Genomic DNA, 25,552 nt, shown 5'->3' with positions numbered 1-25,552 from the left:
GCACTTTCGCAGTGACCCCGGCGCCAGATCTCCTCGCAGTTCCCCGAGCCCCTGGATAGTGCAACCTGGCGCCCTGCAGAAGGCGCAGCGGAGCTCACCAGCCGCCCGCCAGGACCAACCGAGCGGCCAGGTTGACCAGTTCACGGTGCCAGCCGGACCGCAGCGGAGCTTCGGCCACCGCCAGGTCGGCCTCGTTCACCAGCCGCATGATGAGGTCCTCGGTGCGGTCCTTCTCCTCTCGACCGAGCAGAATCTCGCAGAGCATCCGGGCGTGCCAGTCACTCGCCGCCCCGCTGTCCAGGAAGCCCCGCAGCCGCCAGGCCGCGTGCAGCCGCCCGGCGTAGTCCCGGTACTCGTCCGCCAGGTCGGGCCGGCCGGCCAGCGCGGCGCCGAGCAGCAGCGGCTCCCGGACCGCGTACCAGCCGGCCGCGCAGCCGGGGGTGCAGCCCTCCAGGCAGCCCAGCGGCCAGGGGTCGTCCAGGTACTCGGTCCTGGTGGCCGCCTCGGCGTGCGCGCCGAGCACCCGGGCGATCCGCAGTTGGTCCCAGATCGCCCGGGCCTCGCCCGGCAGCCCGCCCACCAGGCGGTCGGCGTAGGCCACCGCGAGGTCGCCGGCCAGCGTGGCGGTGGCCTCGCCGAACCGGCGGGACTCGCCGCGCCAGCCGTTCCGCTCGTGCTCGGCGGCGTGGCCGACGTGCGGGGTCGGGATGCCGCGCCGGAGCGGGACGTTGTCGCGTACGTCGCCCCGGATCAGGTGGCAGGCGTCGAGCAGCTCCAGGGCGGCCGCCACGTCGATCACCTGGGAGCCGGCCGGGCTGCCGCCGGCCGCCAGGTAGCCGGTCAGCAGCAGGGTGGCCCTGGTCCGTTCACCGCCCGCGGTCACCTGGTCGGCCAGCGCCCGGATCGGGGTGACGGCCCTGGGGTCGGCGACCCGGGTGGCGGAGTGCTCGGTGGCCAGCAGGCCGCGCAGCCGTTCCTCCACCCGGTCCAGCATCCGGGCCCGGAGCAGTTCGGGCACGGCCGGGTCGGACAGCTGGAACGGCGTTGCCATGGTGTGCCTCCCTGGATCGGCTCGGGTCTGTCACCAAGCCTCTCGAACGGGCGGCCCGCCCACAATGCGATCCGGCCCCGGAGGACACACTTCCCAACCTCAGGGCCGGGAATCGTCCCATCCAGGCCATGTATGGCATGGACGCGACATCTTCTTGCCATCCTCTTGTCACTGCCCGGCTCCTGACCGTGCGTCACGCGTGCTCGGCGGCTCCGAGCAGGTGCAGGTCCACCGGCAGCTGCTGCCGGCGGGTGATGTTCAACTTCCGGTAGACCCGGGTGAGGTGCTGTTCGACCGTGCTGATCGTGATGTAGAGCTTCATCGCGATCTCCCGGTTGGTGTGCCCGTGCACCGCGAGCATCGCCACCCGCTTCTCCGACTCGCTGAGCCGGGCGTCGAGTTCGGCGTACCCGACGTCGGTCCGGCCGCCCTCCGGTGCGCCGGGCGTCGCGGTGTGGCCGGGCAGGATCCGCTCGCGCAGGGCGTGCGCCCCGCACTCGTCGGCCAGGTGCCAGGCCCGCCGGTTCACCATGTTGGCCCGGTTGCTGTCGCCGGTCTCCTTCAGCACCTGCCCGAAGTCGGCCATCGCCAGCACCAGTTCGTACGTGTCGCCGACCGTGCGCAGCTCGTCCACCGCACGGGCGAGCAGCACCTGCCGCTCCTTGGGCTCGCTCAGGGCGGCCTTCAGCCGGAGCGAGATGCCGTGCACCCACGGGTGCGCGGCGTCCTTGGAGCCGAGCTGGTCGGTGATGAAGCGGGCCGCCTGGTGCGCCTCGCCGAGCTGGATCAGCGCCTCGGCGGCGCCGATCCGCCAGGGCAGCAACAGCGGTCGGTCAAGACCCCACCGGCGCATGGTGCGGCCGATCTGCAGGAAGTCGCCGAGTGCGGCGTGGAACCGGTTGGTGGCCAGGTGGTACTGACCACGCGCGCGCAGGTGGGCCAGCCCCTGGAAGCTGCCCGCCAGCCCCTCCGGCAGCGGTCTGGCCAATTCGCGGGCGGCTGCGTCGTGCCGGCCCATCGCGGTGCTGGCCCGGATCAGGGTGGCCGAGACACCGGCCGCGAAGACGCTGCCGCCACGCTCCGGCAGCAGGTCCATCGCAGCCGCCGCCCGGCTCTCCGCTCCGGTCAGATCGCCCTGCCGCAGCAGGACTTCGGCCCCCAGCGCGGTGAACGCCGCCTGCCAGCCGGGGGCGCCGGCCCGGATCGCCGCCTCGGTGTACAGGTGGCACCAGGGCATCGCCCGGGCCGGGCCCTCGGTGAGCAGCAGCGCCCGGACGGCCTGGCCGATCGGGGCCACGGTGGCTTCGGAGAGCGTCGCGCCGCGCAGGAACAGCTCGGCGGCCGCCCCTGACGACCCGTCGACGGCGTACTCGGGGATGGTCCACAGGGTGGTCGGCGAGGCGGCCCGGACCGGCCTCGGCACCCCGCCCGGCTCCACCGGCGGAGCGGCGGTCCACCGCGGGAAGGCGGACAGGCCGTCCAGCGGGTCGGCCCAACGGCCGCCCTGGCCGGGCCTGGTGGCAGCATCGCGGTTGGCACCGTCGCGGGTGGCACCGTCCTGGGCCGACGGGTCCTGGGCGGTGATCCGCTCCAGCACCTCGGCCGCCTCGTCGATCCGGCCCTGGGTGGCCAGCAGCCGGGCCAGCGCGGCCAGCCGGGCCGGGGCCAGCGAGCCCGCCCTGAGCAGGTCCAACGGGCCGGCCAGGTGCCGCTCGGCGGCGCCCGGGTCGGAGCGCGCGGCGATCGCGGCCAGCATGGTGCGGAACTGGGCGCGCTGTTCGTCGTCGGCGCCGCTCCGGTCGGCCAACTCAAGGCAGGCGCAGGCCCGTTCGGCCGCACCGTCGGCCAGCAGCTGTTCGGCCGCCTCGTGCAGCACCGGCGCCGGCACGCCGCTCCGGTGGGCGAGTTCGGCGGCCCGGCGGTGCAGCTCGGTGCGCGCGCTGTCGTCGGTCCACTCGAGCACGGCGGCCCGGGCGGCGGGGTAGCGGAACCGGGCGCCGTCCAGGATGCCGGCCGCGCTGAGGGCCTGGACGCCGCGGTTCACGGTGGCCAGCGGCAGGTCAAGCAGCCGGGCGGCGCGTTCGGCGGTGGCGAGGTCGTCCAACACCGCCAGCACCTCGGCGAGTTCGCGGACCGCCGGGCCGCACCGGTAGAGGCAGGTGAGCACGGCCTGCGCGTACGCGCCGCCGACCTCGGGCTCCTGCGCCCCGGTGACCCGGTGCTCCTCGACCATCGCGCGCAGCAGCAGCGGGTTGCCGCCGGTGGCCTCGGCGAACCGGCCGGCCAGCCGCTCGGCCGCGTCCGGGCCGAGCTGCTCGGCGACCAGCCGGGCCACCGCCGCGCCGTTCAGCCGCTCCAGCCTGATCCGCTGGAAGTTGGGGCGGCGGAGCAGCTCGGTGCCGAACACCGGGTCGTCGCCGCGCTCGTGCACCGACTCGGTGAGCACCAGCAGGATGCGCGCCCAGCGGGTGGTGCGGGCCAGGTGCAGCAGGTAGCCGCAGGACTGCTCGTCGGCGTGGTGCACGTCGTCCACCACGATCACCACCGGTGCCATGGCGGCGAGTTCGCAGGCGGCGGCCGAGAACGCCTGCATCGCACCGACGTTGGCACGGCCCGGCTCTCCGGTGAGCTCGGGCAGCACGCCGGGTGGTGTGCAGGCGATCAGCTGGCGCAGGATTCCCAGCGGGAGCTCGCGCTCGGCCGCCGATCCCAGGGCCCGCAGCACGGTGGCCCCGGCGGCCTCGGCCCGGTCCGCGACGGCATCGGCGAGTTCGCTCTTCCCGCACCCCACCGCCCCTTCGACCAGGACGATCCCGGCCTGGCCGGCGGCGGTGCCGGCCAGTGCTGAATCCATTGCGGCGAGTTCTGCTTCACGGTCGATCAGCGTCATTGGATCCCCCGTTTTCCCGCATGACAAACAGCGCCGAGAATTCGGCCGAACGGCGGGAATGTAGTCAACTTCGAACCGGAATCCAGTCTAAGCACGGCGGCAGCCCGCCTTCGGTGACCGGAAGTTGCACGGCAACAACTCTCGCCCGCGCAAGCGGGCCTTTAGCTGTCGACCGGATGATCTGACGGTATGTCGGGCCCGTCGTCCGGGCCCCGCCGAAGCGTCCACAGCTGATGCGAGGGGAACCCATGTCTGGCTTCGACACCTTCACCGATCTGGTCCGCGCGCGCACCGCCGACCTGGCCGACCACGACGTCCACGTCTTCCTGCAGGACACCGTGGACGGCGCCAGGGCCGACCGGCTGACCTACGGTGAGCTGGACCGGGAGGCCCGACGCATCGCCTCACTGCTCCAACTCCAGCGCGCCGAGGGCGAACCGGTCCTGCTGCTCTACTCCTCCACCACCGAGTTCCTGAAGGCCTTCGTGGCCTGCCTGTACGCCGGGGCGGTGGCCGTACCGGTGCCGCTGCCGGGCGGTGAGGGCCGGGGCACCCGGATCGACCGTACCTCAGCGGTGATCCAGGACACCGGCGCCCGGCTGGTGCTGACCGAGACCGCGAGCGCGCCGGACATCGCGCTCTGGCTGTCCCGTACCGGCCGGCGCAACGTGGCCTGCCTGGCCAGCGACGTCCCCGGGCTCGGCGACGCCGACGCCTGGCAGGACCGCAGTGGCGGGCCCGAGGACCTGGCCTTCCTGCAGTACACCTCGGGATCGGTCTCCGAACCGCGCGGCGTGATGGTCTCGCACCGCAATCTGCTGGCCAACCAGAGCGCCCTGCAGAACGTCTTCCGCACCAGCTCCGAGGACCGGTTCGGCGGCTGGCTGCCGCACTTCCACGACATGGGCTTCATCGCCCACCTGCTGCACCCGCTCTTCCTCGGCAGCATGTCCGTCCAGATGTCGCCGACCTCGTTCGTCCGCCGGCCGGCCCGCTGGCTGCAGGCAATCGACGAGTACCGGGTCACCGCGGGCGGCGGCCCGAACTTCTGCTACGACCTCTGCCTGCGCCGGGTCACCGACCAGCAGATCGCCGAACTCGACCTCTCGCACTGGCGGTTGGCACTGAACGGCGCCGAGCCGGTGCGGGCCGACACGCTCCGGGCCTTCGCCGAGCGGTTCGCCCCCGCCGGGCTGCGGGCCGAGGCGCTGTACCCCTGCTACGGGCTCGCCGAGGCCACCCTGGTGGTCTCCGGCGGAGTGCCGCTCACCCCGTTCGCCGAACTGCCGGTGGACGCCGCCGCGTTGGAGTTGGACCAGGTGGCCGAGCCGGTCGCCGACCAGCCGACCCGGACCCTGGTGAGCAGTGGTCAGGTGCTCGACTACGACCTGCGGATCGTCGAGCCGGTGGTCGGCCTGGAGCTGCCGGAGGGTGCGGTCGGCGAGATCTGGCTGCGCGGCGACAGCGTGGCGCAGGGCTACTGGCAGCGTCCGGCCGAGACCGCGGCGGTGTTCGGGGCCGGTCTGGAGAACGGCGAGCGCGGCTTCCTGCGCACCGGTGACCTCGGCTTCCTGCACAAGGGCGAGCTCTACATCACCGGCCGCAGCAAAGAGGTGATCATCCTCAACGGCCGCAACATCTACCCACAGGACATCGAGTGGGCGACCCGTGGCATCAGCCCGGCGCTCGGCGGCGGGGTCGGCGCGGCCTTCTCGGTGGACATCGAGCGTGAGCAGCTGGTGGTGGTGCACGAGCTCCGGGCGGCCCGGGGCGGCCTGCCGGCCGGTCTCGACCTGCGGGCGCTGGTGCGGGAGATCCAGACCGAGCTGAGCCGGGAGTTCAGCATCCCGGTCGGCAACGTGCTGCTGGTCCGCCCCGGCGCGGTCCGCCGCACCACCAGCGGGAAGGTGCAGCGCAACCTGATGCGCAAGCTCTTCCTGGACACCGAACTGCGCGGCGAGGCCGAGGTGTTGGACCCGGCGGTCCGGGCCCGGGTGCGGGCCACCGACGCGCTGCTGGGCGAGGACCTGCTGGAGACCGAGCCGGCCGGACAGGGCCGGCCGTGGTGAGCACCGGCACGCTGGCCCCGTCGACCGGGCCGTTGACCGGGCCGGCCGAGGCCAGGATCGCCGCGCTCGAGGAACTGCTCGGCGACCCGACCGACCCGGCCAACCCGAGCGGCTACGGCGCCCTGCTGGCCGCCGACCGGACGGCGGTGCCGTTCGCGGCCGGGGAGGAACTGCTCGACCGGGCAGGCCTGAACGCCGAGTACGTACCGGTCCGGCTCGGTGGCCGGCTGGACTCGATGGAGACCCTGGTACGGGTGATGCGCCCGGTGTTCCGCCGGGACGTCGGGCTCGGCATGGGCTACGGGATGCACACCTTCATGGCCGCGTCCGACGTCTGGCTGGCCGGTACCGAGGAGCAGCAGCGCCGGCTCGCGGACCGACTGCTCGGCGGCGCGAAGGCGGCCATCGCCCAGCACCAGACGGCGCACAGCAACGACTACGTCCGCAGCGGAGTGACCGCGCAGGCCCAGGGCGAAACCTTTCTGCTCAACGGCACCAAGCCGATGATCAACAACCTGGACCGGGCGGCCGCCCTGGTGCTGTTCTGCGAGACCGACCGGACCGGCGGCAGCCGCAGCCAGTCCGTCCTGCTGCTGGACCCGACCCGGCTGCCCGCCGGGAAGGCCACCATCGGGCCCCGGCACCTGGCGGTCGGGCTGCGCGGCTGCCGGTGGACCGGGATCGACTTCCGCGACTGCCCGGTCCCGGAGAGCGCCCTGCTCGGTCCGGTCGGCGGCGGCGTCACGCTGGCGCTGCGGTCCTTCCAGATCAGCCGGACGGTGATCGCGGCGGCGGCGCTCGCCGCGGTGGACACCAGCCTGCGTACGGCCGTCCAGTTCGACCACGACCGGGGTGCCGAGCACGCCGAGTCGTCCTGGCTGGACCCGGTCCGTACCGACCGGGCGATGACCGGAGCCTTCGTCAACCTGCTGCTCTTCGACAGCCTTTCGGTCGCCGCGACCCGCGCGCTCCACCTGCTGCCGGAGCAGACCAGCGTGTACTCGGCGGCCCTGAAGTACCTGATGCCCCGGGTGCTCAACGACACCATGCACGACCTGTCGATCGTGCTCGGCGCCCGGGTCTACACCCGGGACGGCAACTTCGGGATCTTCCAGAAGCACGTCAGGGACGTACCGGTGCTCAGCCTCGGCCACGCCGGGACGGTCGCCTGCCAGGCCACCGTCATCCCGCAGCTGCCCCGGCTGGCCGCCAGGTCCTGGCTGGTCGAACCCGAGGCCCCCGCCGAGCTGTTCCGGCTCGGCGGCGAACTGCCGCCACTTCGCAACGAGGCACTCAGCCTGGCCAACGGGCGGGACAGCCTGAGCGGCTCACTGGTCGCCATCGCCGCGCAGATCGACGGCCGCACCCCGGTCGAGCGGGCACTGCGCACCCTGGCCGGACAGCTCACCGAGGAGCTGGCGGACCTGCGGCAGCGGGTGCTGGCGCTGGACCCGGCCGAACGCACCTCGCCCAGCGGGGCGGCCTGCTTCGCCCTGGTCGACCGGTACGCACTGCTGCTCGCGGCGGCCGCCGTGCTCGGGGTCTGGTGGCACAACCGGGACGGCGCGGACCCGTTCCTGGCCGATCCGAGCTGGGCGGCGGCGGCACTGCACCGGCTGGCCCGGCGGCTCGGCACCCAGGTCGCCGACCTGCCGCCGGAGTGCGACACCCGCCTGCTGCACGAGGTGCAACTGCGGTTCAGCGACCGGCGCAGCTACGACCTGTACAACACGCCCCTCCCCGGCTGACCGGCCGCAGACCCCGAAGGAGACCCGCCATGCCCACTCCCGCCACCTGGCAGACGGCCGACCCCGCCACCGCCGCCCGTGACTGGCTGCTGGAGCGCGTCTCGCTCTACCAGCACCGCGACCCGCTCACCATCGACCCGACCGTCCCGCTGGCCGAGTACGGCCTGGACTCGGTCGGCGCGCTGAGCCTCTGCGGTGACCTGGAGGACGAGTTCGGGCTGCTGGTCGAGCCCACCCTGCTCTGGGACCACCCGACCCTGGACAGCCTGGTCGGCTACCTCACGGTGGCCATCCCCGCGGCCGCCGGGCGCAGCCGGGGCGGAGCCCCCGAGTCGCCGGAGGACCGGTTCTGATGGGCGGGATCGCGATCGTCGGCCTGGACTGCGCCTTCCCCGGCGCACCCGACGCCGAGGCGTACTGGGACCTGCTGATGCGGGGCGGCGAGAGCGTCGGCGAGGTGCCGCCGCAGCGCTGGGAGGCCGACGAACTCCCGGACACCGTCCCGGAGTCGGCGCGGGCCGGGATCAACCGGGGCGGCTTCGTCGCGGGCGCGGACGGCTTCGACAACGACTTCTTCGCGCTCTCCCCGCGCGAGGCGGCCGCGATGGACCCGCAGCAGCGACTGCTGCTGCAGTGCGCCTGGCGGGCGCTGGAGGACTCCGGGCAGGCGCCGGGCGCGCTGGCCGGCACCGACACCGGGGTGTTCGTCGGCGTGATGGGCGGCGAGTGGGGCCGGCTGCGGATGGGCGACCCGTCCCGGGTCACCCCGCAGCTCGGCGCGGGCAGCGCCGCCGGGATGACCGCGAACCGGATCTCGTACCACCTCAACCTGACCGGGCCGAGCCTGGCGGTGGACACCGCCTGCTCCTCCTCGCTGGTCGCGGTGCACCTGGCCGCCAACGCCCTGCTGGCCGGCGAGTGCGACACCGCGCTGGCCGGCGGGGTGAATCTGGTGCTCACCCCGGCGCTCGGTCTGATGTACAGCCAGCTCGGCCTGGGCTCGCCGGACGGGCGGTGCAAGCCGTTCAGCGCGGACGCCGACGGGATCGGGCGCAGCGACGGGCTCGGCCTGGTGGTGCTGCGCCGGCTCGAGGACGCGGTCGCCGACGGCCAGCGGATCTACGCCGTGATCCGGGGTTCTGCGGTCAACCAGGACGGCCGCAGCAACGGCGTCACCGCGCCCAACCGCTGGTCCCAGCAGAAGGTGCTGGAGGCCGCCTACCGCCGGGCCGGGGTGACCGCCGACAAGATCACCTTCGTCGAGGCGCACGGCACCGGCACCGCACTCGGTGACGCGATCGAGTGCGCGGCGCTCGGCGGGGTGCACGCGGTGCCCCGGAAGAAGACCTGCGCGGTGGGCTCGGTGAAGGGCAACATCGGGCACACCGAGGGCGCGGCCGGGATCGCCGGGCTGATCAAGGTGGCGCTGGCGCTGCACCACCGGATCGTCCCCGCCAGCCGGCACGCCGACCGGGAGAACGCCCAACTCCGGCTGGCAGAGCGCGGGTTGCGACTTCTGAAGTCCCCGATGCGGCTGCCCGCCGGGGAGATCCTGGCCGGGGTGAGCAGCATCGGCATGGGCGGCACCAACGCCCACATGGTGCTGGCCGGGCCGCCCCGCACCCCGCGGCGGGCCGCCCGCCCGGCCGGGGAGACCGAGCCGGTCGGCGTGTTCACCGTCACCGGCGACACCCCGGACGCGCTCCGCCGCAACCTGGCCGACCAGGCCGAGGCGTTCGCCCGGCGGCCGCGCGGCGGTGCGGCCTCGCTCGGCTTCAGCAGCAACCGGGTGAAGACCGGGCTGCCCTACCGCTTCGCGGTGGCCGCCCGGGACACCACCGAACTCGCCGAGCGGCTGCGACAGGCCGCCGCGCACGGCATCGACGCGGGCACCCCCGCGCACCGCTCCTGGACCAGGCCGGTGGTGGCCTTCGTCTACACCGGCCAGGGCAGCCAGTACCCGGCGATGACCGCCGGGCTGTACCGGGACTCGGCCGCCTACCGGCACTTCCTGGGCGAGGCGGACGCCGCGCTCACCCGCCACACCGGCCGCTCCACCCGGGAGTTGATCCTGCGCGGTGACGAGGCCGGATACGACACCGGCGACGCGCAGACCGCACTCTTCGCGGTCGGCTACGCGCTGACCCGCACCCTCGGCGAACTCGGCATCCAGCCCGCCGCCGTGCTCGGCCACAGCCTGGGCGAGTACGCGGCCGCGGTCGCGGCCGGGGCGCTCGATCTGGACCAGGCCGCCGAACTGGTGGCCGCCCGCGCCGAGTTGATGCGCAACCTGCCGGCCGGCGGCGGCATGCTCGCGGTCGGGGCCGGCCCCGAGGCGCTGGCCGAGCTGCTGGCGGCCGAGCCCACCCTGGCCCTGGCGGCGGTCAACTCCCCCGCCGACAGCGTGCTCTCCGGGCCGCTGGACGCGCTGGACCGGGCCGCGCTGCGGCTGGCCGGACGCGGTCTGCGCACCCGGCGGCTGGACGTCACCCGGGCCTTCCACTCCCCGCGGATGGCCCCGGTCGCCACCGGCCTGCGCGAACTGGCCGACGGGCTGCGGCCGGCCACGCCCCGGCTGCCGATGGCCTCCAGCCGCTACGGCCGGCTGCTGCACGACGAACCCCTGGACGCCGCGTACTGGGCCGGCCAGGCCACCGATCCTGTGCTGTTCGGCGCCGCGCTGACCGCGCTGGCCACCGAGGTCGCGCCGACCCACCTGGTCGAGATCGGCCCCCGGCCCACCCTGCTCCCGCTGGCCCGCCGGGCCGGGCTCGCCCCCGGCACCGAGCACCTGCACCCCGTGCCGGGCCCCGAGGCGGACGGCCGGCAGCTCGCCGAGCTGGTCGCCACGCTCTACCGGGCCGGCCTGGACCCGGAGTGGGCCGCGCTCTACCCGGCCGAGTACCGCACCGTCGAGCGGCTGCGCCCGTACGTGTTCTCCGCCGAGAACCGGTACTGGAGCCGCCGGGCCGACCGGGCCACCACCCCGGCGCCGGTGGAGCGGCCGGTCACTCCGGTGTCCACCCCGGTGGCCGCCCCGGTCGAGCAGACCGAGGACCCGGTGCTGGCCGCCGTGATCGACGCCGTGGTCACCGTCGGCCAGTACCGGCCGGACCGGGTGCTGGCTTCGACCCGCTTCTACGAGGACCTGGGGTTCGACTCCGTGATGATCATGCAGCTCAAGGACGTCGTGCAGGACGCGCTGCCGCACCTCGGCGAGGTGTCGATCCGTCAACTGCTGCCCGCACTGCGCTCGGTGGGCACGCTGGCGGACTTCCTGCGCGAACTGGCCCTGGCGAGGGTGTCATGACCGAGGCCGCCACCGCCTACCTCGCCTCGGTCGGCACCGCGCTGCCCGGGGACCCGGTGGACAACGCCGTGCTCGGCAAGCTGCTCGGGGTCAGCGAGGAGTGGATCGACATCTTCGTCGGCACCAGGTCGCGCTACTTCGGCCGCGACCTCGGCACCGGCGAGGTCCGCTGGTCGCTGGCCGACCTCTGCGCCCAGGCCGCCGCCGAGGCGCTGGAGTCGGCCGCCCTGGAGGCGCCGGACATCGAGTTCCTGATCCTCTCCACCACCACCCCCGACACCCTGCTGCCGACCACCGCCAGCCAGGTGGCCGACCGGCTCGGCCTCGACTACCTGCCGGTCTACCAGCTCCAGGCCGGCTGCTCCGGCGCCGTCCAGGCCCTCGATCTCGGCCGGACCCTGATCGCCTCGGGCCGCCGGGCCGGTCTTGTGGTCGGGGGCGACGTGACCCACCGTCACCTGGACTTCAACCGCGACCTGGCCCGGATCCCGACCGACGAGCTGGTCAACTACCTGCTGTTCGGCGACGGTGCGGGCGCCGCCGTGCTGACCGCCGAGCCGCTCGGCGAGCAGGTCGCCGTCCGGGGCGTACTGAACAGCCTGACCGGCCTGGGCCGCCCGGCCGGCCAGACCGTCGACTGGTACGGGCTGACCGACCGCGACCAGGACCGGCCACTGCTGCGCGAGGACTACAAGGCGATCGAGGAACAGGTCCCGGTGATGGCCGTGGAGATCTTCTGGGAGCTGCTGGAGCAGGTCGGCTGGCAGGTCGAGGACCTGGACCACCTGCTGCCCCCGCAGCTCTCCGAGCGGATGACCACCCGGATCGTGGAGCGGCTGGCCGTCCCCGGCGTGCACGAGGTCAGCTGCGTGGGCGAGACCGGGAATACCGGCAACGCCCTGCCGTTTCTTCAACTGGCCCGGCTGCTACCGGATCTGAGGTCAGGCCAGCGGGCGCTGGCGGTGACCGTGGAGTCCAGCAAGTGGATCAAGGCGGGCTTCGCCCTGGAGAAGGTCTGAGAGGCGGCCGGAGATGACCACCACCACACCGATCGAACGACTGCGCGGCCTGCGGGCCGTCGGGGAGCTGGCCGCGGCCCACCACCGCATCCCGGCCCTGCTGGCCGAACTGCTGGACGAGGCCGAACCGGCCGACCGGGACGCCCTGCTGAGCCGGGCCGGGCGGCTGCTCGCCGGGCTCGACCCGGACGAGGTGCTGCACCACCACCCCGCCACCCAGGTGGTCACCGTCGCGATCACCGGCCAGTCCACCGTGGCCGGTCTGGTCGACCCGCTCACCGCCGAACTGGCCCGGCACGGCCTGCTGTTGCGCCCGCTGATCGGCGACCACGGCGGCTGGCTGCGCGATCTCACCGATCCGGGCGGCCAGCTGCTGCTGGAGCGCCCCGACCTCTCGCTCTGCCTGCTGGACGCCGAGACGGTGTTCGCCGAAGTGCCCTCCCCCTGGCGGGTGGAGGAGCTGGCCGAGGCCGCCGACCGGGTGCTGGAGCGGATCACCTGGCTGGCGGCCGAGCACGAGCGGATCGCCCCCGGCCTGCTGGTGCTGAACACCCTGCCACTGCTGCGCCGGCACACCGGCCAGCTGGTCGACCACGCCTCCCGGGCCCGGCTCGGCGCCGTCTGGCGGGAGTTCAACGCCCGGCTGCTGCGGCTGACCGAGCGGCACCGCTCGCTGGTGGTGCTCGACCTGGACCCGCTGACCGCCGCCACCGGCCCGGTCGAGGACGCCAGGCTGGCCTGCTACGCCCAAGTCCGCTTCACCGCACCGGTGCTGGCCGGGTACGCCCGCGAGGTGGGCCACCTGACCAGGTCGCTGACCGGGCTGACCCGCAAGTGCCTGGTGCTCGACCTGGACAACACGCTCTGGGACGGCGTGCTCGGCGAGGACGGCCCGGACGGCATCTCCGCCGCGGACACCCTGCGCGGCGAGGCCTTCGGCACCTTCCAGCGCACCGTCCGCCAGCTCGCCGCGCAGGGCGTGCTGCTCGCGGTGAGCAGCAAGAACGACCTCGAGCCCGTACTGGAGACGCTCCACTCGCACCCCGACCTGGTGCTGCGGGAGCCGGACTTCGCCCGGGTGCACGCCGACTGGCTGCCGAAGGACGGCCATCTGGCCGCCATCGCACAGGAGTTGGGCATCGGCGCCGACTCGCTGGTGTTCGCCGACGACTCGCCGGGCGAGCGTGCCCAGGTCCGGTTCGGCCTGCCCGAGGTCGCCGTGCTGCCGCTGGACGGCGAGCCCGCGCTGCACGTCGAACGGCTGCTGGCGGACGGGTGGTTCGACGTGCTCCGGCTGACCGACGAGGACCGGGCCAGACCGGAGCAGTACCGCCTGGAGGGCGAGCGGCACCGGCTGCGCGAGCACAGCGGCTCGCACGCCGACTTCCTGCACCAGCTCGGGGTCAGCGTCCGGCTCGGTCCGCCGGAGCCGCACGAGTACCCCCGGCTGGTCCAACTCACCCAGCGGACCAACCAGTTCAACCTGACCGGGCTGCGGCTGCAGCCGGGCGACCCGGCCGCCGCGGCCGAGGACCCCGGCCGGCTGCTGCTGGCGATCAGAGCCGCCGACCGGTTCGGCAGCAACGGCCTGGTCGGCGCCCTGCTCGGCCGGCACACCCCGGACGGACTGCTGCTGGAGAACGTCTGGCTGAGCTGCCGGGTACTGACCCGTGGCATCGAACAGGCCGCCCTGGCCGCCCTGTTGACGGAGAGTCGGGCGGCTGGGCTGCCGGCCGTGCACGCCCGCTTCACCCCGACGGCCAAGAACCACCGCGCGGAACTCTTCTACCCCGAGCTCGGGTTCACCGAGACCGCGCGGACCGAGGACGGGGTGCTCTTCCGGCACGGGCTGGAGTTCACACCGGAACCCCCTCTACATGTCCACGTCACACTTGATCTAGGATGGCCGACAGATGCCTGGGCTCGATAGCCTCGACGGATTCCTCCGCCTGGTCCGCACGGAACTCGATCTGGAGCTGACCGACCAGGACGCGGAGACCGAGCTGGCAGCGCTGCCGGGCTGGGACTCGATGAACCTGCTCCGACTGGTCACCCTGCTGGAATCCGGCAGCGGGCGCCGGCTCCCCGTCCCCACCGTCCTGGCGGCCCGAAACCTCCGGGAGATCTACGCAGTCCTGGAGGAAGCAGCATGACCCGCCCCGGAGCCACCCCTACCGGGCCACCACTCGGCGAGCCCGTCGAGGTCGCCGGCGACAAAACCTGGGACCTGGTCCGGGCCGACCTGGCCCGGCACGGCACCGCCTTGGTCTACGCCGAACTCGGCGACCTCCAGCCCGACCTGCCCGCCGCGCACGAACTCCGCGCGGTGCTCGGCCGCGACTGGTCCCGCTACCTCGACCTCGCCCACCCCTCGGTCCGCGACCGGTACGCCGCCTCCCGGGTGCTGCTCAAGCGGGCCGGCGCCGCGGTGCTACGGGCCGACCCGGACACCCTGGAGCTCGGCTACGGGCCGACCGGGCGGCCGTACCTGCGCGGCTGCGACCAGGTGGACATCAGCCTGAGCCACACCGACGACCTGCTGCTGGTCGGCCTCACCACCCGCGGCCTGATCGGGGTCGACGCCGAGCGGGCGGACCGGCCGATGTACGGCCGCGGGCTGGGCCGGCACGTCTGCACGCCGTACGAACTGGTGTCGCTGGCCGCGCTGCCGGAGCAGGACCGCAACCCGAGCCTGGTCCGGCTCTGGACGCTCAAGGAGGCGTACAGCAAGGCGATCGGGCAGGGCATGCAGTTCAGCTTCACCGAGTTCGGCTTCGGCCCGGACGGCAAGCCGGTCCGGGTGCACCGCCCCGACGGCAGCCCCGGCACCGGGGAGGAGTGGGCGTTCCGGACCTTCCTGCTGGACAACGGCTACCGGATCAGTGCCGCCGTCTACGACGCGGGGTTCGGCGAGCTGGACGACGCCGAGCTGACCAGCATGCTCGACCGGGACACCGTGGAGGCGATCACCGACGCGCTGGGCACCGGTGACTGACGCCGGGTCGGCCGACCCGGCGTCAGAACTCGTCCTTGAACTGGTCGAGGATGCCGGACATCGCGACGTTGAAGCCGGCCTGGAACCGGCTGGTCGCCTCCAGCTCCTCGGTGATCTCGGAGATGTGCCGCCGGCAGGTGCGCACCGACATGCCCAGCCGGCGCGCCACCATCTCGTCCTTGTAGCCCTTGGCCATCAGCCGCAGCACGGACTGCTTGAGGTCGTCCGTGATGGCCTCGGCCTTCGCGGTCTCGGGGGTGAAGGGGGTGGCCCCGTCCCAGAGGTACTCGAAGACCTTGCAGAGGAACTCCACCAGGGTGGACTCCCGGACGATCGCCGCCGCGGGTGCCCCGCCGGCCTCGGTGCGCCGGGCCAGGAACACCGTCTCCCGGTCGTAGATCAGGATCCGGTCGATCACCTCGTCGGCGGTCCTGAACTCCGCGCCGAGCGCGGTCACGTCCCGGACGTACGACTTGGTCGCGAGGTCACTGCGGGCCGTGTGCTGGTAGATCGTCCTGATGTGCACCCCGCGCTCCAGCATCCGGCCGTAGGAGTCGCGGGCGGAGGCGAGCACGAAGGCCGGGCGCGGGCCGCCCGGCTGCACGGTGAGCAGCTCCTGACGACAGTTCTTGCCCAGACTGTCGAGCATCGACCGGATGGCACTGACGTCGTTGATCACGTCGAAGGCCTCCAGCCGGTTCCGCAGCCGGCGGCCCTCGAAGTAGAGAGGGGCCAACGACAACAGCCTGGAGCGGACGTCCGTCACCGCCTGCTGGAGATCGCGGATCTGGTTCTCGGCCCCGCCGACCAGATCCGCCGCCGCCACGTCCGGCCCCACCGGGACCAGCACCGACGGGTGTCCGGGCATCGGCTGGAGCAACTTCAGCAACCGCAGGACCTGCTCGACCCGGTCGAGCTCGGACTCGCCGAGCGACAGCCGTCCGGCGATATCACACCTGTCGAAACGCCCTAACTCGACGGCGTGACCGTACGCAGCAGCACTCAGATCATCCAACTCCGCGAAATCCGAGTATCCATGTACCCCCTCGCTCATCCGAGCTCCCCCTAAAGACTGCGAAGTTGTTGCCAAGCAACTTTACGCCATCGCGTTCGGCTTGGCACAGGCATGCGATCGTCGGCAGCCTATGCGTTGTCGCCACCGAGAGCTTGAACGGAGGCGGTGAGCCTGAGCACCTATCAAGCCAGTCTCTGTATGGGGGATACAATGCTTTCCAAGAGGACAAAGATAGCCATTCAGGGCATCCTGCTCGCTGCAGTCGTGGCGGCCCTGCCCACCTTCTCTTCTCTGGCGAATGGACCTGGCGGGATGAGCACCCTGTCCGACGCCGTCGTCACGGCCACACCGAACACCAGCCCGAGCCCGACGGTCACTCCGGAAGGTCCGGACGACGGCTGGGACTAACCGGCCCGCCAGACACCGCGGATCCGCACGGAAGCGGTGAGTGGACGGCCCCGGGGGCGGCGGCCGACCGCACACATGTCAGTACCTCGTACGACCCGCCCGGGCCGGCGCGCGAGCGCCGGTCCGGGCGTTCGACCGTCCGGGCCCGGTCGCACAGCAGGGGTCCGCAGGGGGTCTCCTAGGGGGCCTGTTCGATTACCGGTGCCCCTAACGTCGAGCTCGGCCGCTGTCCGGCCGCAGACGAGGGAGGTCTCGGATGACCACCGTGGCGACCGCCACCGCACCGAACACAGCAGCAGCGACCACGTTCCGGGAGGCGCTGGCCGCCTTCCCCAGCGGGGTCACCATCGTGACCACCACGGACCGGCAGGGGCGGTGGTGGGGCTTCACCGCGAGCTCGTTCTGCTCGCTGTCGGCCGACCCCGCCCTGGTGCTGGTCTGCCTCGCCGACAACGCCCAGTGCCACCCCGCGTTCCTGGCGGCGGAGTCCTGGGTGATCCACGTGCTCGCGCCGGAGCACGCCGAGCTCGCGGTCCGGTTCGCCACCCGGGGCGTGGACAAGTTCTCGAACAGCGACTTCCGGCCGAACGAGAAGGGGCAGCCGGTGCTGGACTCGGCGGCAGTGACGCTGGAGTGCGACGCATATGCCCGCCACCCGGGCGGCGACCACACCATCCTGGTCGGCCGGGTGCGCGAGGCACGGATGCGCGAAACAGTCCCCGCGGTCTATTTTCGCCGGGGCTTCCACACCCTGCCGGAGTGAGCGCCGCGGCCGACCCGGAGGACACCCCGGAGGCCACCCCTAAGGCACCGGACAGGGGTGCCGACCACACCGCCCACGCGATTAGCGTGAACACCAGGGCCGGATATCCGGGCCCGCTCCATGCGAAGGAGAAAGCCATGGCGCAATTCCTGCCGGAAACCTCCGAGGACGACGACTTCGACTTCGCCCCGGAGGAGGATCTCCTGGTCGAGGAGATCTCCATCGACGGTATGTGCGGCGTCTACTGATTCGAGGAACAGTGTCGTCATTCGATCCGGACCTTCCGTACCGCTGCGCACCGAGTGTCTCGCTGCGACCCGAGCCTTTCGGGGCTCTCGCCTATGACTTCTCGACCCGCCGACTGTCCTTTCTCAAGTCTCTTGAGCTGGTCAAAACGGTACGTGCACTGATCTCCCATCCGGACGTCCACGGGGCACTGGATCAGGCGGGCGTGCCGGCCGAGCAGCGGCGGGCCTATCTCACGGCTCTCGCCGGACTGGCCGAGGCCGGAACGATCCAGCCGCGCTGAGAGATCACCCACTCACCAGGGAGTACCCGGATGAAGCTCGTCGACCAGTTCCAGCACGGGCTGGACGCCCCCATCTGCCTCACCTGGGAGCTCACCTACGCCTGCAACCTCGCCTGCGTGCACTGCCTCTCCTCCTCCGGGCGGCGTGACCCCCGGGAGCTGAGCACCGCCGAGTGCCGCTCCGTCCTGGACGAATTGCAGCGCATGCAGGTGTTCTACGTGAACATCGGCGGCGGCGAGCCGACCGTCCGGCCGGATTTCTGGGAGCTGGTGGACTACGCCACTGACCGTCAAGTCGGGGTCAAGTTCTCCACCAATGGCATCAAGATCACACCGGAACGGGCCCGGCTGCTCGCCCGCAGTGACTATGTGGACGTACAGATCTCGATCGACGGTGCCACCGCGGAGGTCAACGACGCGGTGCGCGGCCCCGGCTCGTACCGGACCGCGGTGACCGCTATGGGCAACCTCGCCGAAGCGGGCTTCCGGGACTTCAAACTGAGCGTGGTGATGACACGTCAGAATTGTGACCAACTGGACGACTTCGCCGAAATCGCGGAGCGTTACGGTGCGCAACTGCGGCTCACCCGGCTCCGCCCGGCCGGTCGCGGGGCCGAGGTCTGGAACGAACTGCACCCCACCGCCGAGCAGCAACGCACGCTCTACCACTGGCTGGTGGCCAACGGTGAGCGGGTGCTCACCGGGGACTCGTTCTTCCACCTCAACGCGCTGGGCTCGACCCCGCTGCCCGGCCTCAACCTGTGCGGGGCCGGCCGGGTGGTCTGCCTGATCGACCCGGTCGGCGACGTCTACGCCTGCCCGTTCGCGATCCACGACCAGTTCCTGGCCGGGAACGTACGTTCCCCCGGCGGCTTCGCCGAGGTCTGGCGCAACGCTCCGCTCTTCGCCGAGCTGCGCGGCCCGCAGAGCGCCGGCGCCTGCGGCTCCTGCTCCGCCTTCGACTCCTGCCGGGGCGGCTGCATGGCCGCGAAGTTCTTCACCGGCCTGCCGATGGACGCGCCGGACCCCGAGTGCGTCAAGGGCCACGGCGAGACTGCGCTGGCCGCGCTCGGCCCCGGCAGCGTGCCCCGGCCCAGCGGCGACCACTCGCGCCGGGGCCGCGGCCCGGGCCCGGTGCCGGTGCAGATCGGCTGGGCTCCCCCGGCCGCCGGTCTGCCCGACCGGGCCTGCGACACCAGTCCGCTGACCGGCCTCGCCGCCGCCGGGCGGTAGCGATGCTGCTCACCGACCCGATCACACTGGCCGGCCGGACCGCGCCCAGCAGGGTGCTGTTCGGTCCGCACGAGACCAACCTCGGCCACCGCCGGGCACTCTCCGACCGCCATGTCGCCTACTACCGGCGCCGGGCCGCCGGTGGCGCCGGACTGATCGTCACCGAGACCGCGAGCGTGACCGCCGAAGACTGGCCGTACGAGCGGGCCCCGCTGGCCGCCGACTGCCCGGCCGGCTGGCAGGCGGTGGCCGAGGCCTGCCGCCCGTACGGGACGCTGGTGCTCGCCGGGCTCGGGCACGCGGGCGGGCAGGGCTCCTCCGCGTACTCGCAGGCCGCGCTTCGGGCCCCGTCCCGGGTGGCCGACGTGGTCAGCCGGGAGCTGCCGGCCGAGCTGGAGCCCGCCGAACTCGGCGCTCTGGTGGCGGACTTCGCCACCGCGGCCCGGCTGGCGGCCGACGCCGGACTGGACGGGGTGGAGATCGACGCCGGACAGCACAGCCTGCTCCGGCAGTTCCTGTCCGGCCTGACCAACCTGCGCTCCGACGACTACGGCACCGACCGCGCCCGGCTGCTGCGCGAGGTGCTGACCGCGACCAGGGCCGCGATCGGCCCCGGGCGGGTGCTGGGCCTGCGGCTGTGCTGCGACGAACTCGCCCCCTGGGCCGGGATCACCCCCGAGCAGGGGGCCGAACTGGCGGTCGGGTTCGCCCCGTTGGCGGACTATCTGGTGGTGGTCCGGGGCTCCGCGATGAACCTCTCCGCCACCCGGCCGGACGGCCACACCCCACCCGGCTTCAACCTCGACCTCTGCCGCACCGTCAGGACCGCCGTCCACGGCGTCGTACCGGTCGCCCTGCAGGGTTCGGTGGTCGAGGTCGGCCAGGCCCAGTGGGCGCTGGACGACGGGGCCGCCGATCTGGTCGAGATGACCAGGGCACAGATCGCCGAACCCGAGCTGGTCGCGCTGCTGCGGGCCGGGCACCCGGAGCGGATCCGGCCCTGTGTGCTGTGCAACCAGCGCTGCCGGGTCCGGGACAACCGGAACCCGATCATCAGCTGCGTCGGTGAACCCGCCGCCGGCCACGAGACCGAGGACCGGCCGGTGCAGGGACGGGACGCCCGGCCGCTCGACGTGCTGGTGGTCGGCGGCGGACCGGCCGGCCTGGAGGCCGCCCGGGTGCTCGCCCTGCGCGGCCACACGGTGGAAGTCACCGAGCAGTCCCCGGAGTTGGGCGGCGCGCTGCGGACGGCGGGCTCCCTTCCCGGCCGCGAGCGGCTCGGCCTGCTGGCCGACTGGCTGACGGCGGAGACCGCCCGGCTCGGCGTGACCCTGCGGACCGGCACCCGGCTCACCGGGGAGCAGCTCGGCGCGGCCCGGGCGGCCGGGCGAGAGGTGCTGCTGGCCACCGGCTCGGTGCCGGGACCGCACGGCTTCGACCGGCTGGGCGGCACCGTGGTCCGCCCGGCCGAGCTGGCCGCCGACCCGACGGCGCAGTCCCTGCCGCCGGGGCCGGTGCTGGTGTTCGACCCGATCGGGGACGCCGTCGGGGTCGCGGTCGCCGAGCTGCTGGCGGCGGCCGGGCGGCCCACCGCGATCGTGACGCAGGACCAGGTGGTCGGCACCCAGCTGGCCCTGACCGGCGACCTGGCCGCGGCCAACACCCGGCTCCAGCAGGCCGGGGTGACCCTGCACAAGCGCCGGACCGTACTCGAACTGCACGACGGCTACGCCCTGTTGGAGGATGTGGTGACCGGCCGCAAGGAGCGTGCCGACTGCGCGGTACTGGTCGACTGCGGGCACCGGCTGCCGGAGCGGTCGCTGTGCCTGGACCACCCCGAGCTGCCCGTGGCCGGGGACTGCGTGGCTCCGCGCACGGTCTACCAGGCCGTACTGGAGGGCCGCCGCGCCGCACTCCGGCTGGCGGCCGGTAGTGAAGGGGCCCACCGATGACCGCCTACCGCCATCTCTTCACCCCACTCCGGGTCGGCCCGTTGACCCTGGCCAACCGGGTGGTCTTCTCCGCCCACCTGACCAACTACGCCGAGGACGGCCTGCCCAGCGAGCAGCACGCCGCGTACTACGCCGCCCGCGCGGCCGGCGGCGCCGGGATGATCATCACCGAGGAGCACTCCACCCACCCGACCGACTGGCCGTACGAGAAGCTGATCCACGGCTTCCATCCGGAGGCGGTCGCCGGGTACCGGCGGATCACCGAGGCGGTGCACGCGCACGGCGTGCCGATCCTGGCCCAGCTCAACCACAACGGCGGGCAGGCCTCCTCGATGTACTCCCGGCTGCCGGTCTGGGCACCGAGCGCCGTCCCCGACCCGCTGTTCCGCGAGGTGCCGAAGGCGGTCGACGAGGCCGAGATCGCCGAGGTGGTCGCCGGGTACGCCACGGTGGCCGCGAACTGCGTGGCGGGCGGCTTCGACGGGGTCGAGCTGCAGTGCTCGCACTCCTCGATCGTGCGCGGCTTCCTCTCCCCCGCGACCAACCTGCGCACCGACGGGTACGGCGGCCCGCTGGCCCACCGGGCCCGGCTGCTGCTGGAGCTGGTGGCGGCCGTCCGGGCGGCGATCGGTCCGGACCGGGCGCTCGGGGTCCGGCTCTGCGGCGACGAGCTGATCAAGGGCGGCATCACCCTGGACGAGGCGGTCGAGGTGGCCCGGATGGTCGAGGCCACCGGCCAGGTCGACTACATCAACACCTCGATCGGGGTGGCCACTTCGACGCTGTACCTGATCGAGGCGTCGATGGCGGTGCCGGCCGGGTACGCGCTCTTCATCTCCAACGCGATCCGCCGCGCGGTCAAGCTCCCCGTGATCGGGGTCGGCCGGATCAAGGACCCGGCGCAGGCCGAACGGGCGCTGGCCGAGGGCCACTGCGACCTGGTCGGCGTGGTCCGGGGCCAGATCGCCGATCCCGACTTCCTGGCCAAGGCCCGGGCCGGCCACGCCTCCGACATCCGCAGCTGCCTGTCCTGCAACCAGGAGTGCGTGGGCCGGATGGGGCTGAACCGCTGGCTCGGCTGCATCGAGAACCCCCGGGCCGGGCGGGAGGCGGTGCCGCTGCCGATGCCGGGGCGGCGCGGCCGCCGGGTGCTGGTGGTCGGCGGCGGACCGGCCGGACTCCAGGCGGCCGCCAGCGCGGCCCGGCGCGGCCACCTGGTCACCCTCTACGAACGCGAGCCCGCCACCGGCGGGCAGGTGGCCGAGGCGGCCAGCGTACCGGTCCGGGCCGAATTCCTGGACGTGGTCCGCAACTTGGCGGCCGAGTGCCGTCGGCTGGACGTCGAGATCAGGACCGGCCAGGCGGCCACCATGGAGTCGCTGGCCGCCGAGCAGCCGAACGTGGTCGTGCTGGCCACCGGCGCCCGGCCGCAACCACCGCACTGGGCCGGCGATTTGGCCCGGGTGGTGGACGTCCGCGACGTGCTGACCGGCCGGGCCTCCCCCGAGGGGGAGGTGCTGGTGGTCGACGAGCTGGGCTTCCACCAGGCCACCTCGGTCGCCGAGTTGCTCGCCGACCGGGGCTGCCGGGTCCGGATCTCGACCCCCGGCATGGTGGTCGGCCAGGACCTCGGCATCACCCTCGACCTGGAGACCTTCACCGTCCGGGCCGAGACCAAGGGCATCCGGCAGACCACCGACGAGGTGGTCACGTCGGCCAGGACCGCGCCGGACGGCGAGCGGGTGCAGCTGGACATCCTCACCCACACCACCGGGGAGATGGCCACCGCCGAGGTGGACTGGGTGGTCTGCGTGGTGCACCAGGCCCCGGAGGACGAGCTCTGGCAGGCCCTGCGGGACGCGCCGTTCGAGGTCCACCGGGTCGGCGACTGCCTGGCCCCGCGCCGGGCGCACGCCGCCGTGATCGAGGGACACCGAGTGGGGAGCGCACTGTGAACGGCACCGAGGTAAAGAGCACCGAGCCGATCGCCGTCCTGCTGGTCCGGGGCGGCGAACTACCGCCCGGGGCGGACGAGACGGTCGCCGAAGCGGGCGGCCTGGCGCTGCTGGCCGGGGAGGACACCAAGGCGGCGGCCGGCCTGCTGACCACCGCCATCCGGGTCTGGACCGTGGAGACCGGCACCCGGCCGCCCGGCCTGCTGGCCACCGCACTGGCCCCGCTGCTGACCGACCGTCCGATCGTCCTGCTGCCCGCCTCCCCGGACGGCCGCGACCTGGCGCCCCGGCTGGCCGTCGCGCTGGACCGGCCGCTGCTGGCCAGCGCCCTCGCGGTGCACAGCGGCGGCGCCGACCTGATCGGGGCGGACGGCCGGACGCTGGTGGACGCCGCCGTGCTCGGCCCGTTCGTCGCCACCCTGGAGCCCGGCCTGCGCGGCGCCCAGCCGCTGCCGGCGGCTCCCGAGATCATCGAACTCCCGGCGCCGGACGGGCCGGTGAGGCCGGACGCGGAGCAGTGCGCGCTGCTCACCGCACCGCCCGGGCAGGAGCAGCTGGACCAGGCCACCCGGATCGTCGCGGCGGGCGCCGGCCTTGGCACCGGCGAGCTGACCGGCCCGGGCGCGATCGCCCTGCTGGAGAAGGTCGGGGCCTCGCTCGGCGCCGCCGTCGGCGCCACCCGGGTGGTCACCGACGCGGGCTGGACCGGCGAGGAGCGCCAGATCGGCACCACCGGCGTGGTGGTCGCACCCGAGCTCTACCTCGCCTTCGGCATCTCCGGCGCCGCCCAGCACATCGGCGGCCTCGGCCGCCCCGCCCACCTGGTCAGCGTGAACACCGACCCGTACTGCCCGATGACCGCGCTGGCCGACCTCGCGGTCGTCGCCGACGCCCCGACCGTGCTGGCCGAGCTGGCCCGTCGGCTGACCTCGGAGGCCTCCCGTGACTGAACCCTCGTACGCGGGGCCTGTCTCGGCCTCCGCGCTGCTCCAACAGCCGCCACCCGCCCGCGACTTCGACGTCCTGGTGGTGGGCGCGGGACCGGCCGGATCGGCCGCCGCGCTGGCCGCCGCCCGGGCGGGCTGCTCGGTGGCGCTGCTGGAGCGCGGCCCCTACCCCGGCTCGAAGAACGTCTACGGCGGGGTGGTCTACGGCCGGATCCTGGACGAGCTGGTGCCGCAGTGGTGGGAGGAGATGCCGGTCGAGCGCTGGGTGACCCGCCGCTCCACCATGGTCATGACGGCGGATCAGGCCCTCACCGTGGACTTCCGCAGCCAGCGCTGGGGCACCGCCCCGTACAACGGCGCCACCGCGCACCGGTCCGACCTGGACGGCTGGCTGGCCGGCCACGCCGTCGCGGCCGGGGCAGTGCTGGTGCCCGCCACGGTGGCCACCGGGCTGCTGCGGACCACGGCGGGGACGGTGGTCGGCGTCCGCACCGACCGGCCGGACGGCGACCTGACGGCGAAGGTGGTGATCGCCTGTGACGGCGTCAACTCCTTCCTGGCCAAGGAGGCCGGGCTGCACCCCCGGCAGGACAACGCCCGCCACCTCACGCTCGGGGTGAAGGAGACGCTGGCCCTGCCGCGCGAGGTGATCGAACAGCGCTTCGGACTGACCGGGCGGGACGGCCAGGACATCGAGATCCTCGGCTGCACCCGGGGCATCCCGGGCGGCGGGTTCCTCTACACCAACCTGGAGTCGGTCAGCCTGGGCGTGGTGGTCGGACTACCCGGCCTGGCCGCCGCCAAGGTCCGCCCCGAGGAGCTACTGGCCGACCTCAAGGCCCACCCGGCGATCGCCCCGCTGGTGCGCGGGGGTCGACAGGTCGAGTACGCGGCACACCTGATCCCCGAGGGCGGCTACGACCACCTGCCCGAACTCGCCGGTGACGGACTCCTGGTGGCCGGCGACGCCGCCGGGATGTGCCTGGCCGCCGGGATCTGGCTGGAGGGCGTCAACTTCGCGATCGGCGCCGGGATGTACGCGGGCCGCGCGGCCGCCGCCGCGATCGGCGCCGGGGACACCTCGCAGGCCGGCCTCGCGGGCTACCGGCGAGCGCTGGAACGGTCGTTCGTGCTGGCCGACCACCGCAAACTGCGCAAGGTGCCCGGGCTGGTGCTCTCCGAACGGATGCAGCGGCAGTACCCCGGACTGATCTGCGACCTCGCCGAGGGACTGTTCGAGGTCGACAACCCCCGCCCGAAGCCCGGGGTTTGGCGACTGCTGCGCACGGCGGTCCGCCGACACGACATCAGTCCGCGCCGGCTGCTGGCCGACGCGATCACCGGAATGCGAGCCTTCGGATGACCGGTCAGCCCGGCGAGGACTACCGCGAGATCTCCTTCGACGACCGGATGGAGGGGACCGAGTTCCGGGTCTCGGAGCGGGCCCACATCACCGTCGACACCGAGGTCTGCGACTCCTGCACGGTGCGCTCCTGCCTGCACGTCTGCCCGGCCAAGCTCTTCGTACCCAGGGCTGACGGCGGCATCCTGTTCAACTTCGAGCAGTGCTTCGAGTGCGGCGCCTGCTACCAGGTCTGCGACGCCGAGGGCGCGATCACCTGGACCTACCCGGACGGCGGCCTCGGCGTCGTATTCCGAAAGGGCTGA

Annotated in this window: 20 protein-coding genes; 17 read left to right on the top strand and 3 right to left on the bottom strand. The window is 73.3% G+C overall.

Features of this window, described 5'->3' with window-relative positions; translation table 11 throughout:
• Positions 1–94 precede the first annotated feature (94 nt).
• Positions 95–1,051: a polyprenyl synthetase family protein gene (locus tag ASC99_RS09040; protein ID WP_235502599.1), complete on the bottom strand. Its 957-nt coding sequence runs from the start codon at positions 1,049–1,051 to the stop codon at positions 95–97.
• A 193-nt stretch (positions 1,052–1,244) separates the two neighbouring features.
• Positions 1,245–3,941, bottom strand: coding sequence for a LuxR family transcriptional regulator (locus ASC99_RS09035; RefSeq protein ID WP_082598193.1), 2,697 nt, complete (start codon positions 3,939–3,941; stop codon positions 1,245–1,247).
• A gap of 248 nt (positions 3,942–4,189) precedes the next feature.
• Here ASC99_RS09035 and ASC99_RS09030 point away from each other — a divergent pair, with 248 nt between their 5' ends.
• The 8 genes from ASC99_RS09030 to ASC99_RS08995 are packed head-to-tail and all read left to right on the top strand — an operon-like array spanning position 4,190 to position 15,082.
• Complete coding sequence (locus ASC99_RS09030; RefSeq protein ID WP_157531442.1) at positions 4,190–6,010, top strand: fatty acyl-AMP ligase; 1,821 nt, start codon at positions 4,190–4,192, stop codon at positions 6,008–6,010.
• Positions 6,007–7,758: an acyl-CoA dehydrogenase family protein gene (locus tag ASC99_RS09025; RefSeq protein WP_235502601.1), complete on the top strand. Its 1,752-nt coding sequence runs from the start codon at positions 6,007–6,009 to the stop codon at positions 7,756–7,758. Before ASC99_RS09030 ends, ASC99_RS09025 begins: the two co-directional genes overlap by 4 nt.
• Before the next feature lie 29 nt (positions 7,759–7,787).
• Positions 7,788–8,111, top strand: a complete 324-nt coding sequence (locus tag ASC99_RS09020; protein ID WP_057230143.1) for an acyl carrier protein — start codon at positions 7,788–7,790, stop codon at positions 8,109–8,111.
• The gene (locus ASC99_RS09015) at positions 8,111–11,068 is read left to right on the top strand and encodes a type I polyketide synthase (protein ID WP_057230142.1); all 2,958 of its coding nucleotides are present in this window, start codon (positions 8,111–8,113) and stop codon (positions 11,066–11,068) included. Before ASC99_RS09020 ends, ASC99_RS09015 begins: the two co-directional genes overlap by 1 nt.
• Positions 11,065–12,087 carry a 3-oxoacyl-[acyl-carrier-protein] synthase III C-terminal domain-containing protein gene (locus ASC99_RS09010; protein ID WP_057230141.1) on the top strand — a complete coding sequence of 341 codons (1,023 nt, stop codon included), beginning with the start codon at positions 11,065–11,067 and terminating at the stop codon, positions 12,085–12,087. Before ASC99_RS09015 ends, ASC99_RS09010 begins: the two co-directional genes overlap by 4 nt.
• Before the next feature lie 13 nt (positions 12,088–12,100).
• Positions 12,101–14,017 carry an HAD family hydrolase gene (locus ASC99_RS09005; RefSeq protein WP_057230140.1) on the top strand — a complete coding sequence of 639 codons (1,917 nt, stop codon included), beginning with the start codon at positions 12,101–12,103 and terminating at the stop codon, positions 14,015–14,017.
• Positions 14,001–14,240 (top strand): phosphopantetheine-binding protein, encoded by a 240-nt coding sequence (locus tag ASC99_RS09000; RefSeq protein ID WP_057230139.1) that lies wholly within the window; start codon positions 14,001–14,003, stop codon positions 14,238–14,240. Before ASC99_RS09005 ends, ASC99_RS09000 begins: the two co-directional genes overlap by 17 nt.
• Positions 14,237–15,082, top strand: coding sequence for a 4'-phosphopantetheinyl transferase superfamily protein (locus ASC99_RS08995; RefSeq protein WP_057230138.1), 846 nt, complete (start codon positions 14,237–14,239; stop codon positions 15,080–15,082). Before ASC99_RS09000 ends, ASC99_RS08995 begins: the two co-directional genes overlap by 4 nt.
• A gap of 22 nt (positions 15,083–15,104) precedes the next feature.
• Here the strand turns inward: ASC99_RS08995 and ASC99_RS08990 are convergent, their stop codons facing one another.
• Positions 15,105–16,136 (bottom strand): helix-turn-helix transcriptional regulator, encoded by a 1,032-nt coding sequence (locus ASC99_RS08990; protein WP_057230137.1) that lies wholly within the window; start codon positions 16,134–16,136, stop codon positions 15,105–15,107.
• Positions 16,137–16,761: 625 nt separating this feature from the next.
• Here ASC99_RS08990 and ASC99_RS08985 point away from each other — a divergent pair.
• The 9 genes from ASC99_RS08985 (at position 16,762) to ASC99_RS08955 (ending at position 25,552) form a co-directional block, all read left to right on the top strand.
• On the top strand, positions 16,762–17,268 hold the full coding sequence (locus ASC99_RS08985) for a flavin reductase family protein (protein WP_057230136.1): 507 nt from the start codon (positions 16,762–16,764) through the stop codon (positions 17,266–17,268).
• Between the two features lie 137 nt (positions 17,269–17,405).
• Positions 17,406–17,516: a mycofactocin precursor MftA gene (gene mftA / locus ASC99_RS36650; protein ID WP_063857033.1), complete on the top strand. Its 111-nt coding sequence runs from the start codon at positions 17,406–17,408 to the stop codon at positions 17,514–17,516.
• An 11-nt stretch (positions 17,517–17,527) separates the two neighbouring features.
• A complete protein-coding gene (gene mftB / locus ASC99_RS37050) occupies positions 17,528–17,797 on the top strand; it encodes a mycofactocin biosynthesis chaperone MftB (RefSeq protein ID WP_200948297.1) in 270 nt (89 codons plus the stop codon).
• Positions 17,798–17,827: 30 nt separating this feature from the next.
• Entirely contained in the window at positions 17,828–19,030 is a 1,203-nt protein-coding gene (gene mftC, locus ASC99_RS08980) for a mycofactocin radical SAM maturase (RefSeq protein WP_057230135.1), read from the top strand.
• Between the two features lie 2 nt (positions 19,031–19,032).
• Positions 19,033–20,982: a mycofactocin system FadH/OYE family oxidoreductase 1 gene (locus ASC99_RS08975; protein WP_057230134.1), complete on the top strand. Its 1,950-nt coding sequence runs from the start codon at positions 19,033–19,035 to the stop codon at positions 20,980–20,982.
• The gene (locus ASC99_RS08970; protein ID WP_057230133.1) at positions 20,979–22,937 is read left to right on the top strand and encodes a mycofactocin system FadH/OYE family oxidoreductase 2; all 1,959 of its coding nucleotides are present in this window, start codon (positions 20,979–20,981) and stop codon (positions 22,935–22,937) included. The genes ASC99_RS08975 and ASC99_RS08970 overlap by 4 nt, the downstream gene beginning before the upstream one ends.
• Entirely contained in the window at positions 22,934–23,887 is a 954-nt protein-coding gene (locus ASC99_RS08965; RefSeq protein ID WP_057230132.1) for a mycofactocin-associated electron transfer flavoprotein alpha subunit, read from the top strand. Before ASC99_RS08970 ends, ASC99_RS08965 begins: the two co-directional genes overlap by 4 nt.
• On the top strand, positions 23,880–25,247 hold the full coding sequence (locus ASC99_RS08960; RefSeq protein WP_057230131.1) for an FAD-dependent oxidoreductase: 1,368 nt from the start codon (positions 23,880–23,882) through the stop codon (positions 25,245–25,247). Before ASC99_RS08965 ends, ASC99_RS08960 begins: the two co-directional genes overlap by 8 nt.
• Positions 25,244–25,552 (top strand): ferredoxin family protein, encoded by a 309-nt coding sequence (locus ASC99_RS08955; RefSeq protein WP_057230130.1) that lies wholly within the window; start codon positions 25,244–25,246, stop codon positions 25,550–25,552. The genes ASC99_RS08960 and ASC99_RS08955 overlap by 4 nt, the downstream gene beginning before the upstream one ends.

It is taken from the genome of Kitasatospora sp. Root107 (genome assembly GCF_001424875.1).
GTDB lineage: Bacteria > Actinomycetota > Actinomycetes > Streptomycetales > Streptomycetaceae > Kitasatospora.
This window is presented reverse-complemented; position numbering and strand designations above follow the sequence as displayed.

Coding starts and splice junctions, on each gene's coding strand:
- ASC99_RS09015 (WP_057230142.1), top strand. CDS start 8,111: ATGGGCGGGATCGCGATCGTCGGCCTGGACTGCGCCTTCCCCGGCGCA.
- ASC99_RS08975 (WP_057230134.1), top strand. CDS start 19,033: ATGCTGCTCACCGACCCGATCACACTGGCCGGCCGGACCGCGCCCAGC.
- ASC99_RS09030 (WP_157531442.1), top strand. CDS start 4,190: ATGTCTGGCTTCGACACCTTCACCGATCTGGTCCGCGCGCGCACCGCC.
- mftC (WP_057230135.1), top strand. CDS start 17,828: ATGAAGCTCGTCGACCAGTTCCAGCACGGGCTGGACGCCCCCATCTGC.
- ASC99_RS08985 (WP_057230136.1), top strand. CDS start 16,762: ATGACCACCGTGGCGACCGCCACCGCACCGAACACAGCAGCAGCGACC.
- ASC99_RS09005 (WP_057230140.1), top strand. CDS start 12,101: ATGACCACCACCACACCGATCGAACGACTGCGCGGCCTGCGGGCCGTC.
- ASC99_RS08970 (WP_057230133.1), top strand. CDS start 20,979: ATGACCGCCTACCGCCATCTCTTCACCCCACTCCGGGTCGGCCCGTTG.
- ASC99_RS08990 (WP_057230137.1), bottom strand. CDS start 16,136: ATGAGCGAGGGGGTACATGGATACTCGGATTTCGCGGAGTTGGATGAT.
- ASC99_RS08955 (WP_057230130.1), top strand. CDS start 25,244: ATGACCGGTCAGCCCGGCGAGGACTACCGCGAGATCTCCTTCGACGAC.
- ASC99_RS08995 (WP_057230138.1), top strand. CDS start 14,237: ATGACCCGCCCCGGAGCCACCCCTACCGGGCCACCACTCGGCGAGCCC.
- ASC99_RS09035 (WP_082598193.1), bottom strand. CDS start 3,941: ATGACGCTGATCGACCGTGAAGCAGAACTCGCCGCAATGGATTCAGCA.
- ASC99_RS09010 (WP_057230141.1), top strand. CDS start 11,065: ATGACCGAGGCCGCCACCGCCTACCTCGCCTCGGTCGGCACCGCGCTG.
- ASC99_RS09040 (WP_235502599.1), bottom strand. CDS start 1,051: ATGGCAACGCCGTTCCAGCTGTCCGACCCGGCCGTGCCCGAACTGCTC.
- ASC99_RS09020 (WP_057230143.1), top strand. CDS start 7,788: ATGCCCACTCCCGCCACCTGGCAGACGGCCGACCCCGCCACCGCCGCC.
- ASC99_RS09000 (WP_057230139.1), top strand. CDS start 14,001: ATGCCTGGGCTCGATAGCCTCGACGGATTCCTCCGCCTGGTCCGCACG.
- mftA (WP_063857033.1), top strand. CDS start 17,406: ATGGCGCAATTCCTGCCGGAAACCTCCGAGGACGACGACTTCGACTTC.